14 protein-coding genes are annotated in these 16,486 nt (G+C 70.1%); all 14 read right to left on the bottom strand.

The window, feature by feature from the left end; translation table 11 throughout:
- Positions 1–22 precede the first annotated feature (22 nt).
- The gene (gene rpe, locus ITJ43_RS02280) at positions 23–694 is read right to left on the bottom strand and encodes a ribulose-phosphate 3-epimerase (protein WP_194581746.1); all 672 of its coding nucleotides are present in this window, start codon (positions 692–694) and stop codon (positions 23–25) included.
- Positions 695–738: 44 nt separating this feature from the next.
- A complete protein-coding gene (locus ITJ43_RS02275; protein ID WP_194581744.1) occupies positions 739–2,097 on the bottom strand; it encodes an RsmB/NOP family class I SAM-dependent RNA methyltransferase in 1,359 nt (452 codons plus the stop codon).
- A complete protein-coding gene (gene fmt, locus ITJ43_RS02270) occupies positions 2,094–3,038 on the bottom strand; it encodes a methionyl-tRNA formyltransferase (RefSeq protein ID WP_194581742.1) in 945 nt (314 codons plus the stop codon). The genes ITJ43_RS02275 and fmt overlap by 4 nt, the downstream gene beginning before the upstream one ends.
- Before the next feature lie 62 nt (positions 3,039–3,100).
- On the bottom strand, positions 3,101–5,095 hold the full coding sequence (locus ITJ43_RS02265) for a primosomal protein N' (RefSeq protein WP_194581740.1): 1,995 nt from the start codon (positions 5,093–5,095) through the stop codon (positions 3,101–3,103).
- A gap of 8 nt (positions 5,096–5,103) precedes the next feature.
- On the bottom strand, positions 5,104–6,297 hold the full coding sequence (metK, locus tag ITJ43_RS02260; RefSeq protein ID WP_194581738.1) for a methionine adenosyltransferase: 1,194 nt from the start codon (positions 6,295–6,297) through the stop codon (positions 5,104–5,106).
- Between the two features lie 120 nt (positions 6,298–6,417).
- Positions 6,418–6,672 (bottom strand): DNA-directed RNA polymerase subunit omega, encoded by a 255-nt coding sequence (gene rpoZ, locus ITJ43_RS02255; protein WP_005055218.1) that lies wholly within the window; start codon positions 6,670–6,672, stop codon positions 6,418–6,420.
- An 86-nt stretch (positions 6,673–6,758) separates the two neighbouring features.
- A complete protein-coding gene (gene gmk / locus ITJ43_RS02250) occupies positions 6,759–7,655 on the bottom strand; it encodes a guanylate kinase (RefSeq protein ID WP_194581736.1) in 897 nt (298 codons plus the stop codon).
- Complete coding sequence (gene pyrF, locus ITJ43_RS02245; RefSeq protein WP_194581734.1) at positions 7,648–8,481, bottom strand: orotidine-5'-phosphate decarboxylase; 834 nt, start codon at positions 8,479–8,481, stop codon at positions 7,648–7,650. The genes gmk and pyrF overlap by 8 nt, the downstream gene beginning before the upstream one ends.
- Positions 8,478–11,774: a carbamoyl-phosphate synthase large subunit gene (gene carB, locus ITJ43_RS02240; RefSeq protein ID WP_194581732.1), complete on the bottom strand. Its 3,297-nt coding sequence runs from the start codon at positions 11,772–11,774 to the stop codon at positions 8,478–8,480. The genes pyrF and carB overlap by 4 nt, the downstream gene beginning before the upstream one ends.
- Positions 11,774–12,925 carry a glutamine-hydrolyzing carbamoyl-phosphate synthase small subunit gene (gene carA, locus ITJ43_RS02235; protein WP_194581723.1) on the bottom strand — a complete coding sequence of 384 codons (1,152 nt, stop codon included), beginning with the start codon at positions 12,923–12,925 and terminating at the stop codon, positions 11,774–11,776. The genes carB and carA overlap by 1 nt, the downstream gene beginning before the upstream one ends.
- Entirely contained in the window at positions 12,922–13,476 is a 555-nt protein-coding gene (locus tag ITJ43_RS02230) for a hypothetical protein (protein ID WP_194581714.1), read from the bottom strand. The genes carA and ITJ43_RS02230 overlap by 4 nt, the downstream gene beginning before the upstream one ends.
- On the bottom strand, positions 13,473–14,798 hold the full coding sequence (locus tag ITJ43_RS02225) for a dihydroorotase (RefSeq protein WP_194581712.1): 1,326 nt from the start codon (positions 14,796–14,798) through the stop codon (positions 13,473–13,475). The genes ITJ43_RS02230 and ITJ43_RS02225 overlap by 4 nt, the downstream gene beginning before the upstream one ends.
- Complete coding sequence (locus tag ITJ43_RS02220; RefSeq protein ID WP_194581710.1) at positions 14,795–15,775, bottom strand: aspartate carbamoyltransferase catalytic subunit; 981 nt, start codon at positions 15,773–15,775, stop codon at positions 14,795–14,797. The genes ITJ43_RS02225 and ITJ43_RS02220 overlap by 4 nt, the downstream gene beginning before the upstream one ends.
- Positions 15,772–16,311, bottom strand: coding sequence for a bifunctional pyr operon transcriptional regulator/uracil phosphoribosyltransferase PyrR (pyrR, locus tag ITJ43_RS02215; RefSeq protein WP_194581708.1), 540 nt, complete (start codon positions 16,309–16,311; stop codon positions 15,772–15,774). Before pyrR ends, ITJ43_RS02220 begins: the two co-directional genes overlap by 4 nt.
- Positions 16,312–16,486: the final 175 nt, after the last annotated feature.

The raw sequence follows: 16,486 nt of genomic DNA, 5'->3' as shown, positions 1-16,486 counted from the left end.
GAGGCCGAGCGGCGCCGTGACGTCAGTGACGGTGGTGATCGGCGCCGAGACGGCGCAGCGCCGTGATGGCGCGGTCGGGTTCGGCGGCGCCGAACACCGCGGAACCGGCGACGAATGTGTCGGCGCCGGCCTCGGCGGCTTGGGCGATCGTCGACTCGGAGATGCCGCCGTCGACCTGCAGCCACACCTGCGATCCTCGGCGACGCGCTTCGTCGTGAAGGCGCGCCAGCTTGGGCATCTGGTCGGCCATGAAGGACTGGCCACCGAAACCGGGCTCGACCGTCATCACGAGAATCTGGTCGAACTCGTCGAGGACCTCGAAGAGCCCCTCCACGGGGGTCGCGGGCTTCACCGCGACGCCGGCGCGCGATCCGATCGCCCGGAGCCTGCGTGCGAGGGCGACCGGGTCTGTCGCCGCTTCGAGGTGGAAGGTGACGGATGCCGCACCCACCTCGGCGTAGCCGGGAGCCCATCTGTCGGGATCCGAGATCATCAGATGCACGTCCAGCGGCACCGGACTCGTGGCCTGGATGCGCTCGACCATCTGCGGGCCGAACGTCAGGTTCGGGACGAAGTGGTTGTCCATCACGTCGACGTGCACGAAGTCGGCCGACGCGATGCGCGCCAGTTCGGCCTGCATGTTGACGAAGTCGGCGGCCAGAATGCTCGGGTTGATGCGGATGTCGCCTGTCACGCCACCACCCTAGTCGGCGTCCGGTCGTGCGCCGCCGACGGGGCTCAGCGCTTGCGCAGAAGTGAGATCGACATCGCGTCGGTGCCGTGACGGTGCGGCCACAGCTGCGCTCGGCCGGATCCGTCGGCGGGCACCGCGAGGTCGATGGGGCTGTCGGAGATTGCAGCGACCACGGCGCGGGTATCGAGTTCTTCGATCACGTCACCGAACGTGCGTCGCGCATCGGCGACGATCGCGGCCGTCTCGGCCAAGTGCGGTGAACAGGTGACGTAGGCGACGATGCCGCCCGGTCGGAGGGCCTCGATCGCCGCCGCCAGCAGCTCGGATTGAAGGGCAGCCAGCTCGGGCACATCCGCCGGTCGCTTGCGCCAGCGCGCCTCCGGGCGACGGCGCAGGGCACCGAGTCCGGTGCAGGGCGCGTCGACCAGGATGCGGTCGTACCGGCCCCGGCCGGCGCGGGTGCGCCCGTCCTCCTCCGATACCGGAACGTCCAGCGGCACCGCCGCGACCGAGTCGCGGACAAGTCCCGCCCGGGCGGGCGACAGCTCGTTGGCCTCGACGATCGCGCCGTGGGCAAGAGCCTCGGCAGCCAGCACCGCCGTCTTGCCTCCCGGCGCCGCGCACAGATCCAGCCACCGCTCGCCGGGTTGCACCGGTTGCGCGCGGGTCAGGGCGAGCGCGGCGAGCTGCGACCCCTCGTCCTGAACGCGTACCCGTCCCTCGGATGCCGCGACCAGCGCCCCCGGGTCGCCGCCCGGCGAGCGGAAGCCGAAAGGCGAGAAGGGTGTGGGGACGGCATCCACCGGACGCTCGATGAGCCCCGGAAGCGCCGCCAGAGTGACGGTCGGAGCCGCGTTGTCGGCGGCCAGCAGTGCGTCGAGCTCATCGGCGCGTCCTTCCGCGGCCAACGCGCGGCGAAACGCACGGATCACCCAGACGGGGTGCGAGAAGCGGACGGCGAGACGTTCATCGTCGGAGCGCGCGGAGAGCGCGAGCCGCTCGTCCCATTCGTCGGGCGTGCGTTCGCTCACCCGTCGCAGCACCGCGTTGGCGAACCCGGCTGCGCTCTTGCCCGCTGCCTGGCGCACCTGACGGACCGTCTCGTTCACGGCGGCGTGCGAGGGCGTTCGCATCGCGAGCAGCTGATGCACCCCCAGACGCAGCGCGTCCAGCACCGCCGGATCGATGTCGCCGATCGGGCGACCTGCGGCATCCGCGACGACCGCGTCGTAGGTACCCTCCCGACGCAGCGTCCCGTAGGTCAGCTCGGTGGCGAGGGCCGCATCCGGTCCCGAGAGCCCTGCGCGCGCGATCGCGCGCGGCAGCAGCAGATTGGCGTACGCGTCTGATTCGTGCACGGCGCGCAACACGTCATACGCGACCCAGCGGGGCGAGCCGCTCACGAGGCCACCTCCGCGGGATCGGGCAGGTCGATGCGAGGGTTGTCGACGCGCACCCCGCGCCACCAGTCTCCGGCGGCCATCGCACCCTTGCCCGCCGGCTGCACGGTCTTCAGGACGAGGGTGGTCCCCTCCCCTGCCACCAGCAGGACGTCGCGGCCGGCGGCCGTCAGGGTGCCGGGTTCGAGGCTGGTGTCGGGCCCACGATGTGCGGCGAGGACCTTCAGTCGTGCGCCACCGAACGTGACGTGCGCGCCGGGTTCGGGCGTCGTCCCCCGGAAACGGTCGAGCACGGTGTCGGCGGATGCCGTGAGGTCGAGTGCGCCGTCGGCGATCGACAGCTTCGGAGCGAGCGTCGGTGTGCCGACCTGCGGCTGCGCGCGCGCGGTGCCGTCGGCGATCTGATCGATGACGCGCACGAGCAGGTGGGCACCGGCCTCAGCCAGATCGGCCAGCACCTCCCCCGCTGTCGCGCCGCGCGGCACGTCGTAGCTGACCTCGCCGAACACGTCGCCAGCGTCGAGGGCGGCGACGAGCTGGAAGACGCTCGCCCCCGTCGTGCGATCTCCCGCGATGAGAGCGTGTTGCACCGGCGCAGCCCCGCGCCAGCGCGGCAGCAGCGAGAAATGCAGGTTGATCCAGCCATGCTGCGGCGTGGACAGCAGCGGTTCGCGCACCAGTCCGCCGTAAGCGACGATGACGCCGAGCTCGGGCGCGAGGTCGGCGACGGCCGCCGTTGCCTGCTCGTCGAGGCGGTCGGCTTTGACAACAGGTACCGCCAGCTCCGACGCCGCGACGGCAACCGGCGATGGCGTGAGCACGCGCTTGCGGCCGATCGGCGCATCGCCGCGGGTCACCACGCCGACGAGATCATGGGCGGATGCCGCCACCGCCCGGAGGGAGGGGACGGCGGGCGCCGGAGTGCCGGCGAAAACGATGCGCATGGGGGTCCTTGAATGATGGCGGTCGGGGGTAGCGACGTGGGGTTCCTCCGCGGCGGCGGAGATCACAGGTCCAGTTCGGGGACGTCGAGCCGCACCCGCAGTGTAGTGCGGGCGCTCCCGCTGCCGGCCCGCGCCGCTCCCCGGCGCGCGGCGCGCCGGCCGCGCAGCGCCTCGGCGACGACCGCCGCGCGGAGGGTATCGGCGACGGCTTTGCCGTGGGCGTAGTCGAAGCGCACCAGCGCGCGGACGAGACCGTCTTCGACGGGAACCGGACCCAGGATGGCGCCGGCGGGCGCGGCGAGAGCGGGGACGGCCTCACGCACTGCGGTCAGCGCGCCGTCGACGGCGGCGACGGTTCCCTCCACCGCCGCGACGCGCACCGTCGGAGGCATGGCGAGAGGGGCGCGGTCGGCCAGCTCGGCCCGGGCATACGCGGGGGCCGTCCAGGTCGCGAGAGCGCGGGCAACAGGCCCAGCGACCCCCACGAGATGCACCGGCGCCTGCGGCGCGGCGAGAGCCGCCGCGTTGGACCACCAGCGCAACGCCGACTCGCCGATGCGCAGCTGCTCGGCCAGCAGCATCCGGTCGCCGTCGAGAAGTATCACGGCCCGATATCCGCCGCTCGCGTGGGGTTCTGCGCCGCGCGTCGCGATGACCAGCGCCGGGCGGTCATCGACCTGGGTGACCGGGTGTGCGCCGTCGGCGACGATGACCCTCGTGTTCGGGAAAGCGCGGCCGAGCTCGTCGGCGGTACGCTCGCTGCCGGACGACGCCATCCGGAGCTTTGTGGCGCTGCAGTTCACGCACGTCCACGAGGGCGCGGAGCGCCCGCACCAACCACAATCGGGCGTCGCTCCCGGACGGCGGGCGCGCAGCGGACCGGTGCAGTGTCGGCACCGCGCCGGGGTGCGGCACTCCGCGCACACGAGCACGGGCGAATACCCGGGCCGGGCCACCTGCACGAGGACGGGGCCGTGACGGAGGGCCTCGCGCGCCGCAGCGAATGCGCTGGACGGCACTCGCGCGCCGCGCGATTCGCCCTCGCGGGTGGCGGACAAGACGACCGCAGGGCTCACGCGCCGCGTCGCCGGGACCTCACGCACCCAGCCGAGCTGCACGAGGCGCTCGACGTCGGTGGTGCGGGTGTGGCCGGCGAAGACGAGCGCCGATCCTTCGAGTTCCTGTCGGATCAGCGCCGCGTCGCGTGCGTGCACGCCCGGACTCAGCGGCTCGGCCAGGAGCGGGTCGCCGTCGTCCCACACGATGACGCACGCCGTGTCGCGTGCCGGCGCGTACACCGTCGAGCGATTGCCGACGACGATCGAGGGACACGGGGACAGCAGTCTCAGGTAGGTGCCGTAACGTTCCGGCCCCGAACGGCGGGCGTCGTCGCGCACGACGGCGTCGTCGGGAGCGCGCGCGTCGAGGACGGTCAGCAGTTGCTCCTGATCCCGATGGTCGGGCACCACGAGAACCGCGCTCTTGCCTGCGGCGAGCGTTCGCAGCGCGATCGCCGCGAGAAGCTCGGCCCAGGCGCCGACCGGCCACTGTGTGCTCGGCCGCGGCGGGGCGTCCAGCGCGACTCGCTCCCCCGCCGCGACTGCATCGGCGAGATCAGGGTACGGCGCCAGGATGCCGTCTGCCCACGCCACGGCATCCGGTGACACCTGCGGGGCGGCCGGGTCGCCGTCTCCGGCTGCGGCGAGCCACGCCTTCTCGGCGCGGACCATCCGCTTGGGAATCACCAGCCGCAGGATGTCACTGGCCGAACCGGCAGCACGATCGGCGGCGCGGCGAGCGAGCGCGTAGAGCCCCGGCGTCAGCACGGGAACCGGAGAGACCACCGCATCCAGCTCCGACAGGGGACGTTCCGGGGCCTCGACGGTGATCACCTCGATGAGGTAGCCGTCGACCATGCGACCCACGGTGCGCAACGGCACGCGCACGCGCACACCGGGCACCGCATCGCCGACGAGAGCGGTCGGGACCTCGTAGTCGAAGAGTCGATCCAGCTGCGGCAGAGGCGAGTCGATGAGGACCCGGGCGACGACGATCACGGCACCGGTCAGAGACCTGCGGCGGCGCGCAGCTCCTCGACGCGGTCGGTGCGCTCCCAAGTGAAGTCGGGCAACTCGCGACCGAAGTGACCGTACGCGGCGGTCTGCGCGTAGATCGGGCGCAGCAAGTCGAGGTCGTCGATGATCGCTTTTGGACGCAGGTCGAACACGTCGCGGATCGCGGCGGTGATCTTCTCGTCGGACGCGTGACCGGTGCCGAAAGTCTCGACGTACAGTCCGACGGGCTCGGCGCGGCCGATCGCGTAGGCGACCTGGACCTCCAGGCGGTCGGCGAGGCCGGCGGCCACGGCGTTCTTCGCGACCCAGCGCATGGCGTAGGCGGCCGAACGGTCGACCTTCGACGGGTCCTTGCCGCTGAACGCGCCACCGCCGTGGCGGGAAGCGCCGCCGTAGGTGTCGATGATGATCTTGCGGCCCGTCAAGCCGGCATCGCCCTTGGGCCCGCCGGTGACGAACGGTCCCGCCGGATTGATGACGTAGCGCACGTTCGACACGTCCAGTCCGGTCGTCGCCAGCACGGGGTCGATGACCTCGGCCTGCACGGCCGCGCGCAGCGCAGGCAGCGAGATGTCGGTGTTGTGCTGCGTGGAGAGCACGACGGTGTCGACGGTGCGGGGCTGATGGCCGTCGTAGCCGAGGGTCACCTGCGTCTTGCCGTCGGGGCGGAGAAAGCCCAGCGCACCCGAGCGGCGGGCATCGGTGAGACGCTCGGCGAGCCGGTGCGCCGTCCAGATGGCCATGGGCATGAGCTGGGGCGTCTCGTTCGTCGCGTAGCCGAACATGATTCCCTGGTCACCCGCGCCGAGGGCGTCGATCGGGTCGATCGAACCGCCCTCGCGGTGTTCGATCGCGTTGTCGACGCCGGCCGCGATGTCGCCGGACTGTTCGCCGATCGACACCGTCACACCGCACGAGTCGCCGTCGAAGCCGGTCTCGCTGGAGGTGTAGCCGATGCGGTTGACGACGCGGCGGACGATGCCCGGGATGTCGACGTAGCCGTCGGTGCGCACTTCACCCGCGACGTGCACGAGACCCGTGGTCACAAGGGTCTCTACGGCGACGCGGCTTCCCGGATCCACGGCGAGCAGGGCGTCCAGGATCGAGTCGGAGATCTGGTCGCAGATCTTGTCCGGATGCCCTTCGGTGACGGACTCGGACGTGAACAGTCGCAGCGGACTCATCGGGGCTCCAGACGAAAAACGGGTACTCGACAATCATGCCCGCGATCTCCGACACGACGCTGTCGCACCGGGGATCGCGGGCATGAGGACGCCATACAGCGTCATGAAGTCAGGCGCGGATCACTCCGCGGCGCGCAGGCGCAGCTTGTCCTCGTGGATCTCGTGAAGCGCGATCGTGAGGGGCTTGTCCTCCACGCTCGAGTCGACGAGCGGGCCGACGTTGTCGAAGAGGTTTCCCTCGTGCAGGTCCGAGTAGTAGTCGTTGATCTGGCGCGCGCGCTTGGACGCGTAGATCACGAGCTGGTACTTCGAGTCGACCTTGTCGAGCAGTGCGTCGATGGGCGGGTCGATAATGCCCTTGTCACGTCCAGCCATGGTGAACCTCCAGGATCGAATGGCAGTGGGAAAGCTTGCAGTGAAAGCGTCGGAGCCGCAGGAAGCCGCGGCATCCGTTCATTCTATCAGCGCGCGAGCGCGGCGATCTCGGCGGCAGCTCTGGCGACGTCGTCGTTCACGACGCGGTAGTCGAACTCGCCCTGTGCGGCGAGCTCCACCTTCGCGGTTTTCAGCCGTCGGGCACGCTCCTCGTCGCCTTCGGTGCCCCGACCGACAAGGCGGTTGACGAGCTCGTCCCAGCTGGGCGGCGTCAGGAAGACCAAGGTGGCATCCGGAGCCGCGGCGCGTACTTGGCGCGCGCCTTGCAGGTCGATCTCCAGCAGCACCGTGCGGCCGTCGGCCAGCGCCTTCTCGATCGGCGCGCGCGGAGTCCCGTAGCGGAACGCATTGTGCACCGTGGCGTGCTCGAGGAGAGCGCCCTCGGCGACGAGCCTGTCGAAGCCCGCATCGTCGACGAAGAAGTAGTGCTCTCCGTCGACTTCTCCAGGCCGCGGGGCGCGCGTGGTGGCCGACACCGACAGCAGAATCTCGGGGTGGTGCTCCTTGATGTGCGCGGCCACCGTCCCCTTGCCGACGGCGGTGGGGCCGGCGAGCACGATGAGTCGGCTGCGCCCGCTGCGCGGTGTCAACGGCGGGAAGCGGGTGTCCAGCCACTCCCGCAGCACCGCCCGCTGGCGAGCGCCGAGGCCGCCCAGGCGCTTCACGGGCGCGATCTCGAGCTCAGCGAGGACGCGGTCGCGCTTGCCTTCGCCGATCGCGGGCAACGCGGTCAGGAACTCGGTGATGCGCATCGCGCCGGCGGGCTCGTCGGGAGCGTCGAAGGCGCGTTGGAGGAGCTGCTGCGGCGTGATGACGCGCATGGCGACGTCGTGCTTGAGCGCGGCGCGTTCGCGGCGAGCGGCGACGGCACGACGGGATGCCGCGACACGGTCGACCTCGGGAGGGGTGCGGGAGTCAGCCATGGGATTCTCCACGGTACAGGTCCGCGCGCTCCGCGATGCGCGCCGCGAGGTGCGCGGGACCGGCGCTCAGGATGCTGCGGCTTTCGCTCGCGATCACTCCATCGGAGAGCGGCCCGAAGATGCGCACGAGGTCACTCGGCTGCGCTCCCTGCGCGCCGAACCCCGGTGCGAGGATCGGCACGGTGCGCGCGAACGCACCCAGTCCGCGGGCGGAGAGGTCGACGGTGGCCCCGATGACCAGACCGAGCGATGACCATTCGTCCGGTGCTCCCGAGTCGGCGGCCACGACCTCGGCGGCCACCTCTGCGGCGACCGTGCGACCCTGGGCGTCCGCGGACTGGAGCGACACCGCCTCGGGGTTGCTCGTCGCCGAAAGGACGAAGGCTCCCTTCCCGTGCGCCAGTGCGTCGTCGAGGGTCGACGACAGCGCGCCGACTCCGAGGTACGGGCTGAGGGTGAGCGCATCCGCCTCCAACGGTGAACCGGGAGTGAGCCACGCGGCGGCATACGCGTCCATGGTGGTATCGATGTCGCCGCGCTTCGCATCGGCGATCACGATCAGCCCGGCGGCGCGAGCGGCGGCCAGGACGTCTTCCAACGCCGCAAAGCCGGCTGAGCCGAACCGCTCGAAGAACGACACCTGCGGCTTCACGATGGCGACGGTGGAAGCTGCGGCATCCACCGTGCGCAACCCGAACTCGCGGACGCCCCCGGCATCGACGCCCAGGCCCCATTCTCGCAGCAGCGACTCATGCGGATCGATGCCCACGCACAGCCGCCCGCGCGCAGCGACCGCAGCGCGCAGGCGCGCACCGAACGTGATCACATCGCCGCCAGCTTCTCGGCGCGATCGATCGCGTACTCCTGCAGGCTCCGCACCGCGAAGCCTTCGCGCAGCACCGGGAGGGCGCTGACGGCGGCTCCAAGTACGGCCATCGTGGTGAACAGCGCCTTGTCGGCGGCGACGGCCGCGGCGCGGATCTCGTAGCCGTCGGCGCGGGCAATGCCGCCCGACGGCGTGTTCACGACGATGTCGATCTCCCCCGCATTGATGAGGTCGACGACGTTGGGCTCACCGGAGTCCTGCGTGTCCGAGTACTTGTTTACGACGTCGACGCGGATGCCGTTGCGCGCGAGGATCTCGGCGGTGCCGGCGGTGGCGATCAGGCGGAAGCCGAGCTCCTGCAGGCGGTGGGCGGGCAGGATGACGGCGCGCTTGTCGTCGTCGGCCACCGACAGGAAAACGGTGCCCGACGTCGGCATGCCGCCGTAGGCCGCCGCCTGGCTCTTGGCGAACGCGGTCGGGAAGTCGCGGTCGATGCCCATGACTTCACCGGTCGAGCGCATCTCTGGGCCGAGCACGGAGTCGACGGTGTGGCCGTCGGCGGTGCGGAAGCGCTTGAAGGGCAGCACAGCTTCCTTGACGGCGACCGGTGCGTCCAGCGGTACGCGGGAGCCGTCTTCGGCGGGAAGCAGCCCCTCGGCCCTGAGGTCCGCGATGGTCGATCCGGCCATGATGCGAGACGCGGCCTTCGCGAGAGGAATGCCCAGTGCCTTAGAGACGAACGGCACGGTGCGCGAAGCCCGCGGGTTCGCCTCGATGACGTAGAGCACGCCCGCAGAGACCGCGAACTGCACGTTCAGCAGCCCGCGCACGCCGACGCCGTCGGCGATCGCGTGGGTGGCGGTGCGCACGCGGTCGATCTCGGTGCGGCCGAGTGAGACCGGAGGCAGGGTGCACGACGAGTCGCCGGAGTGGATGCCGGCCTCCTCGAGGTGCTCCATCACGCCACCGATGTAAAGCTCGTGGCCGTCGTACAGCGCGTCGACGTCGAGCTCGATCGCGTCGTCGAGGAAGCGGTCGACCAGCAGCGGCTTGCCCTCCTCGATGATGACTTCGCCCGCGGTGCGCACGAAGTAGTCGCGCAGGCTCGCCGTGTCGTAGACGATCTCCATGCCGCGCCCGCCGAGCACGAAGCTCGGGCGCACGAGCACGGGATAGCCGATCTCCTCCGCGATGGCGACGGCGCCCGCCTCATCGGTGGCCGTGCCGTGTCGGGGGGCGATGAGACCCGCGCGGTCGAGCAGCTGCGAGAACAGCTCGCGCTCCTCTGCGATGTCGATCGCCGCCGGCGAGGTACCGAGGATCGTGTAGCCGGCATCCTCGATGCCCTTGGCCAGCCCCAGCGGTGTCTGACCGCCGAGCTGGCAGACGACGCCCAGGATCGTGCCCGAAGCGCTCTCCGCGTGCAACACCTCGAGGACGTCCTCGAGGGTCAGCGGTTCGAAGTACAGGCGGTCGCTCGTGTCGTAGTCGGTCGAGACGGTCTCGGGGTTGCAGTTGACCATGATCGTCTCGTAGCCGGCATCGGACAGCGCGAACGACGCGTGCACGCACGAGTAGTCGAACTCGACGCCCTGGCCGATGCGGTTCGGACCCGACCCGATGATGACGACCTTCGTCCGCTCGCTCGGCGTGACCTCGGTCTCGTGGTCGTAGCTGGAGTAGTGGTAGGGCGTGAGTGCGGGAAACTCCCCCGCACAGGTGTCGACCGTCTTGTAGACGGGGCGGAGGCCGAGCCCGTACCGCACCCCGCGGATCTCCGCCTCGGTGACGCCGCGCAACTGCGCGAGCTGGGCATCGCTGAAGCCGTGCTCCTTCGCGAGACGCAGGGTCGCGGCATCCAGCTCGGGGGCGGCCTGAACGAACGCGGCGACCTCGTTGATGAGGGCCATCTGGTCGAGGAACCAGGGGTCGATCTTGGTGGCCTCGAAGGCCTGCTCCACCGTGGCGCCCTTGCGCATCGCCTGCTGCAGCGTGACGATGCGGCCGTCGGTGGGCGTCTTCGCGATCTCCAGCAACTGCTCCACCGAGCGGGCCTCCTCACCCCAATGGAAGCTCGAGCCGCGCTTCTCCAGCGAGCGCAGCGCCTTCTGCAGTGCGGTCGTGTAGTTGCGCCCGATGGCCATCGCCTCGCCCACCGACTTCATGGTGGTCGTGAGGGTCGCATCGGCGTTCGGGAACTTCTCGAAGTTGAACCGCGGCACCTTCACCACGACATAGTCGAGCGTCGGCTCGAAGCTCGCCGGCGTGGCCTTGGTGATGTCGTTGGGTACCTCGTCGAGGCGGTAGCCGATGGCGAGCTTCGCGGCGAGCTTGGCAATCGGGAAGCCGGTCGCCTTCGACGCGAGGGCGGACGAACGCGAGACACGCGGGTTCATCTCGATGACGATGATGCGCCCGGATGCCGGGTCGACCGCGAACTGGATGTTGCAACCGCCCGTGTCCACGCCCACGGCGCGGATGATGTCGATGCCGATGTCGCGGAGCTTCTGGTACTCGCGGTCGGTGAGGGTCAGCGCCGGAGCGACCGTGATCGAGTCGCCGGTGTGCACGCCCACCGGGTCGACGTTCTCGATGGAGCAGACGACGACCGTGTTGTCGGCCGTGTCGCGCATCAGCTCGAGCTCGTATTCCTTCCACCCCAGGATCGACTCCTCCAGGAGCACCTCGGTGGTCGGCGAGTCGCGCAGGCCCGCGCCGCCGATGCGGCGGAGGTCCTGCTCGTCGTACGCGAAGCCCGATCCCAGCCCGCCCATGGTGAACGACGGGCGGACCACCAGTGGGTAGCCGAGCTCGTCCGCACCGGCGATCAGGTCCTCGATCGTGTGGCAGATGACGCTGCGGGCGACGTCGGCCCCGGCATCCAGCACGAGCTGCTTGAAGATCTGACGGTCCTCACCCTTGCGGATGGCGTCGACCTTGGCGCCGATGAGTTCGACGTCGTACTTCTCGAGGATCCCCTGCTCGTGCAGGGCCATGGCGGCGTTCAACGCGGTCTGGCCGCCGAGCGTCGGGAGGATCGCGTCGGGCTTCTCCTTGGCGATGATCGTCTCGATCACGGCCGGCGTGATGGGCTCGATGTACGTGGCGTCGGCGAAGTCGGGGTCGGTCATGATCGTCGCCGGGTTCGAGTTCACGAGGATGACGCGCACGCCCTCCTCGCGCAGGACGCGGCACGCCTGGGTTCCCGAGTAGTCGAACTCACAGGCCTGGCCGATCACGATCGGGCCGGAGCCGATGACGAGGACGCTTTTGATGTCGTCGCGCTTGGGCATCAGTTCTTGTTCTCCAGGGAGGTGCGCACCATGTCGGCGAAGCGGTCGAAAAGGTAGTTGGCGTCGTGGGGTCCTGCGGCGGCCTCGGGGTGGTACTGCACGCTGAACGCCGGGATGTCGAGGGCGCGCAGGCCCTCGACGACGTTGTCGTTGAGGCCGATGTGGCTGACCTCGACGCGGCCGTAGCCGTTCGGGCTGTCGGTGATGCCCTCCAGCGGCGCGTCGACGGCGAAACCATGGTTCTGCGCCGTGATCTCGACGCGTCCGGTCTGCTTGTCGCGCACGGGCTGGTTGATGCCGCGATGGCCGAAGGGCAGCTTGTAGGTGCCGAAGCCGAGTGCGCGGCCCAGGAGCTGGTTGCCGAAGCAGATTCCGAAGAACGGCAGCCGGTCATCGAGCACCGCCCGCAGCAGGGCGACATGCTCGTCGGATGCCGCGGGGTCGCCCGGCCCGTTCGAGTAGAAGACCGCGACGGGGTCGAGAGCGCGCACCTCGTCGATGGTGACGGACTGCGGCAGCACGTACACGTCGAAGCCACGCGCGGCGAGGTTGAGCACGGTGGCGCGCTTGACGCCGAGGTCGAGGACGGCCAGGTTTCCGATCCGCTCGACACCCTCGGCGGCCGGCGTGACCTCGACTTCGCTCACCGAGACCGCTGCCGACAGGTTCTGACCGGCCATCGGAGGAGCTTCGCGCACGATGCGCAGCTGTTCCTCGGGGTCGAGGTCTGCGGCCGCGCCGGAGAACACGCCGCCGCGCATCGAGCCCGACGAGCGCAGCACGCGGGTGATGGCGCGGGTGTCGACGCCGGCGATGCCCACGATGCCGTCGCGGATGAGTGCGTCGTCGAGCGACTCGTCGGCGCGCCAGTTCGACACGACGCGCGACGGATCGCGCACGATGTAGCCGGCCACCCAGATACGGCGCGACTCGGGGTCTTCGCCGTTCATACCGGTGTTGCCGATGTGCGGCGCGGTCTGTAGCACGATCTGTCCCGCGTAGGACGGGTCGGTGAGGGTCTCCTGGTAGCCGGTCATGCCGGTGGAGAAGACGACTTCACCGAGGGTGGTGCCGCGGGCGCCGTAGGCACGGCCGGGATGGCGGGAGCCGTCTTCGAGGACGAGGACAGCGGGGTCGAGCAAGAAGGTCATGCGGCGTTTCCCGTCGAAGTGGTGGAGGACTGATCTGCTGCGGTCGGAGTCGACGGCGGCAGGATGGCGATGATCGCAGCGGCGAGAGTGGATGCCGACTCGTCCTGCGGGCGGAGATAGCTGTCGACGGTCTCGGTGGAACCGTCGCCGCGGTGGGCGGTCCAGGCGATCCGGACGAGCCCGCCGGGCTCGACGACACGGTCGATGGCGGTGGTCGCCAGCGCCACACTCTCGATGCGGTCGACCGCCAGGAACATCCGGGGCTGACCAACGAGGTCGAGGGCTACGCCCCGGTCGGTGACGGTCACGTCGACGCGCGAACGGAACCCCAGTCCGCGGATCGCCAGGCGCTCGAGCGCATCGCCATGACGAGTCGTGGCGACGTAGAAGCCGGACGCCGTGGCGCGAGTCGCCGCGCCGTCCGGGGCCTCGCCGAAGGGGGCGGAGACACCGGCGTCGCGTCGCGATCGTCGTCGCCACGCGACGTAACCCAGGGCGAGAAGCGCGAGCGCCGCGGCGATCATGACGAGCAGAGCACCTTCACGGTTCATGCCGACACCTCTTCCATCGATTCCGCGACGACGCCGTCCGATACCGTGGCGGCACCGCGGAAGAAGGTTCCGCGCACGTCACCGGGCAGCTCGCGACCCAGGTACGGCGAGTTGATGCTGCGGCCGTGCAGGTCGTCGCGCCCGAAAGGACGCGTCGGGGCGTCGTCGTAGAGCGTGAGGGATGCCGGAGCTCCCACCTCCAGTGGGGTGCCGGCCTCGTCGAGGCGGCCGATCCGCGCCGGTGTCGCCGACATCACGCGCACGACGTCGTCCCACGACATGAGCCCGGTCTGGACCATGGCCTGGTGCACGACCCGCAGGGCCGACTCCACACCGACCATTCCGTTGGCCGCGGCCTGCCATTCGCACGACTTCGCCTCGGCCGGGTGAGGCGCGTGGTCGGTGGCGACGATGTCGATCGTCCCGTCCGCGAGTCCCTCGCGTACCGCCCGCACGTCCTCGGCGCGCCGCAGCGGCGGGTTGACCTTGAACCGCGCGTCGTAGCCGCGCACGAGCTCCTCATCGAGGAGCAGATGATGCGGGGTGACTTCGGCGGTCACGTTGATGCCGCGCTTCTTCGCCCACCGGATGATGTCGACCGAACCCGCCGTCGACAGATGGCAGACGTGCAAGCGAGAGCCGACGTGCTCGGCGAGCAGCACGTCTCGAGCGATGATCGACTCTTCCGCGACGGCGGGCCATCCCGCCAGGCCGAGCTCCGCGGAGACGGTGCCCTCGTTCATCTGGGCGCCCTCGGTCAGGCGGGGGTCCTGCGCGTGCTGAGCGACGACGCCGTCGAACGCCTTCACGTACTCCAGGGCGCGGCGCATGATCAGTGGGTCGAAGACGCAGAAACCGTCGTCGCTGAAGACGCGCACCCGCGCCCGCGACGAGGCCATCGCGCCGAGTTCGGCGAGGCGCTCGCCCTTCTGCCCGACGGTGACGGCGCCGATCGGCTGAACGTGCACATAGCCGGCAGCTTCTCCGAGCGCGAGCTCCTGCTCGACGACTCCGGCCGTGTCGGCGACGGGCGAGGTGTTGGGCATCGCGAACACCGTCGTGAAGCCGCCCGCGGCGGCGGCGCGTGAACCGGTGAGGATCGTCTCGGACGCTTCGTAGCCGGGTTCGCGCAGGTGCACGTGCAGGTCCACCAGTCCGGGCAGAGCGATCAAGCCGTCGGCATCCACCACGTCGGCTCCTGCTGCGCTGAGGCCGGCGCCGATCTCCGCGATGCGCCCGTCGCGAAGGACGAGGTCGGCCGCTGCGCCACCGTGGATGCGTGCGCCGCGGATGACCGTCGTGCGCGTCTGTCGAACCGTCATCGGGCGTGCTCCTCTGCGTTCGTGTCGCGCTCGCCGGGGCGTTCGCCGGCCAGTACCAGGTACAGCACCGCCATCCGCACCGAGACGCCGTTCGCGACCTGCTCCAGGACGGTCGAGTGCGGGGAATCGGCGGCGTCGGCGGAGATCTCCAGGCCACGGTTCATGGGGCCCGGGTGCATCACAATGCTACCCGCCGACAGGGCGGCAAGGCGCGCGGAGTCCAGCCCCCATCGGCGCGAATACTCCCGTTCAGTCGGGAAATATGCCGCACTCATGCGTTCCAGCTGTATCCGCAGCATCATGACGGCGTCGGGGGCTGCGGCGATCGCCTCGTCGAGGTCGTAGACGATTTTTGCCGGCCATGCCGAGACGTCCTGCGGGATGAGGGTGGGTGGGGCGACGAGGGTCACCTCAGCGCCCAGGGTGTGCAGCAGCCACACGTTCGATCGCGCGACCCGCGAATGCAGGATGTCCCCCACGATCGCGACGCGGATGCCGGCGAGGTCACGTCCACGGCTGTCGTCGCCGAAACGGCGTTTGCGGATCGTGAAGGCGTCGAGGAGCGCCTGCGTGGGGTGCTCGTGCGTCCCGTCGCCGGCGTTGACCACGCCCGCCGTGATCCAGCCGCTGGTAGCAAGGGTGTGCGGGGCGCCGGACGCGCCATGGCGGATGACGACGGCATCCGCGCCCATGGCCTGCAGCGTCTGAGCGGTGTCTTGCAGCGACTCGCCCTTGCTGACGCTCGAGCCCTTCGCGGAGAAGTTGATCACGTCGGCCGACAGCCGCTTGGCGGCGGCTTCGAAGGAGATGCGCGTGCGCGTGGAGTCTTCGAAGAACAGATTGACGATTGTCTTGCCGCGGAGGGTCGGCAGCTTCTTGACCTCGCGCGACTGCGTGTCGCGCATGTCTTCAGCGACGTCGAGGATGCGCAGCGCATCGTCGCGCGAAAGCGTGCGGGTATCGAGGAGGTGCCTCATGACTCGATCGTCACCTCTTCGACGTCGTCGATCTCGGCGAGGTGGACGTTGACGCGTTCGCTGCGCGCGCTCGGGAGGTTCTTGCCGACGAAGTCGGGTCGGATGGGCAGCTCGCGGTGGCCGCGGTCGACGAGGATCGCGAGTCGGACGGCGGCGGGACGACCGATGTCGTTGAGCGCGTCCAGCGCGGCTCGGATGCTCCGTCCGGAGAAGAGCACGTCGTCCACCAGGACCACGGTCTTGCCGTCGATGCCGCCCGGCGGGATCTGGGTCGGGCGCGGCGTGCGCGTGGGGTTGCGATGCAGATCGTCGCGGTACATGGTGACGTCGAGCGCCCCGACGGCGACCGTCGTGGCGGAGATGTCCGCCAGGAGCGCAGCGATCCGTTCGGCGAGCGTCACGCCGCGGGTCGGGATGCCGAGGAGGACGAGATCCTCCGCCCCCTTGTTGGACTCGAGGATCTCGTGGGAGATCCGAGTCAATGCTCGGGCGATGTCGGCCGTGTGCATGACGGTACGCGAGTTACCGGTGCTCATCCGCCGCTCCCTTCTCCGCCTCACGGGACGGTGTTAAAGGTTGCTGTGGTTGTATCTCACTCTACTCGACCTGGGCGGCGCTTCAGTCGTCGAGGCCGCGCGCAGGCGCGCGACGACGGCTTTCGTCACGCGTAGCACGAGCTCGGTCACGAGCTTCAGCATGATCGCGGTCGCC

Origin of the sequence: Microbacterium sp. VKM Ac-2870, assembly GCF_015350795.1 — a bacterium.
Taxonomy (GTDB): domain Bacteria; phylum Actinomycetota; class Actinomycetes; order Actinomycetales; family Microbacteriaceae; genus Microbacterium.
The sequence above is the reverse complement of the archived record's forward strand: the minus strand, read 5'-3'. Positions and strand labels throughout refer to the sequence as shown.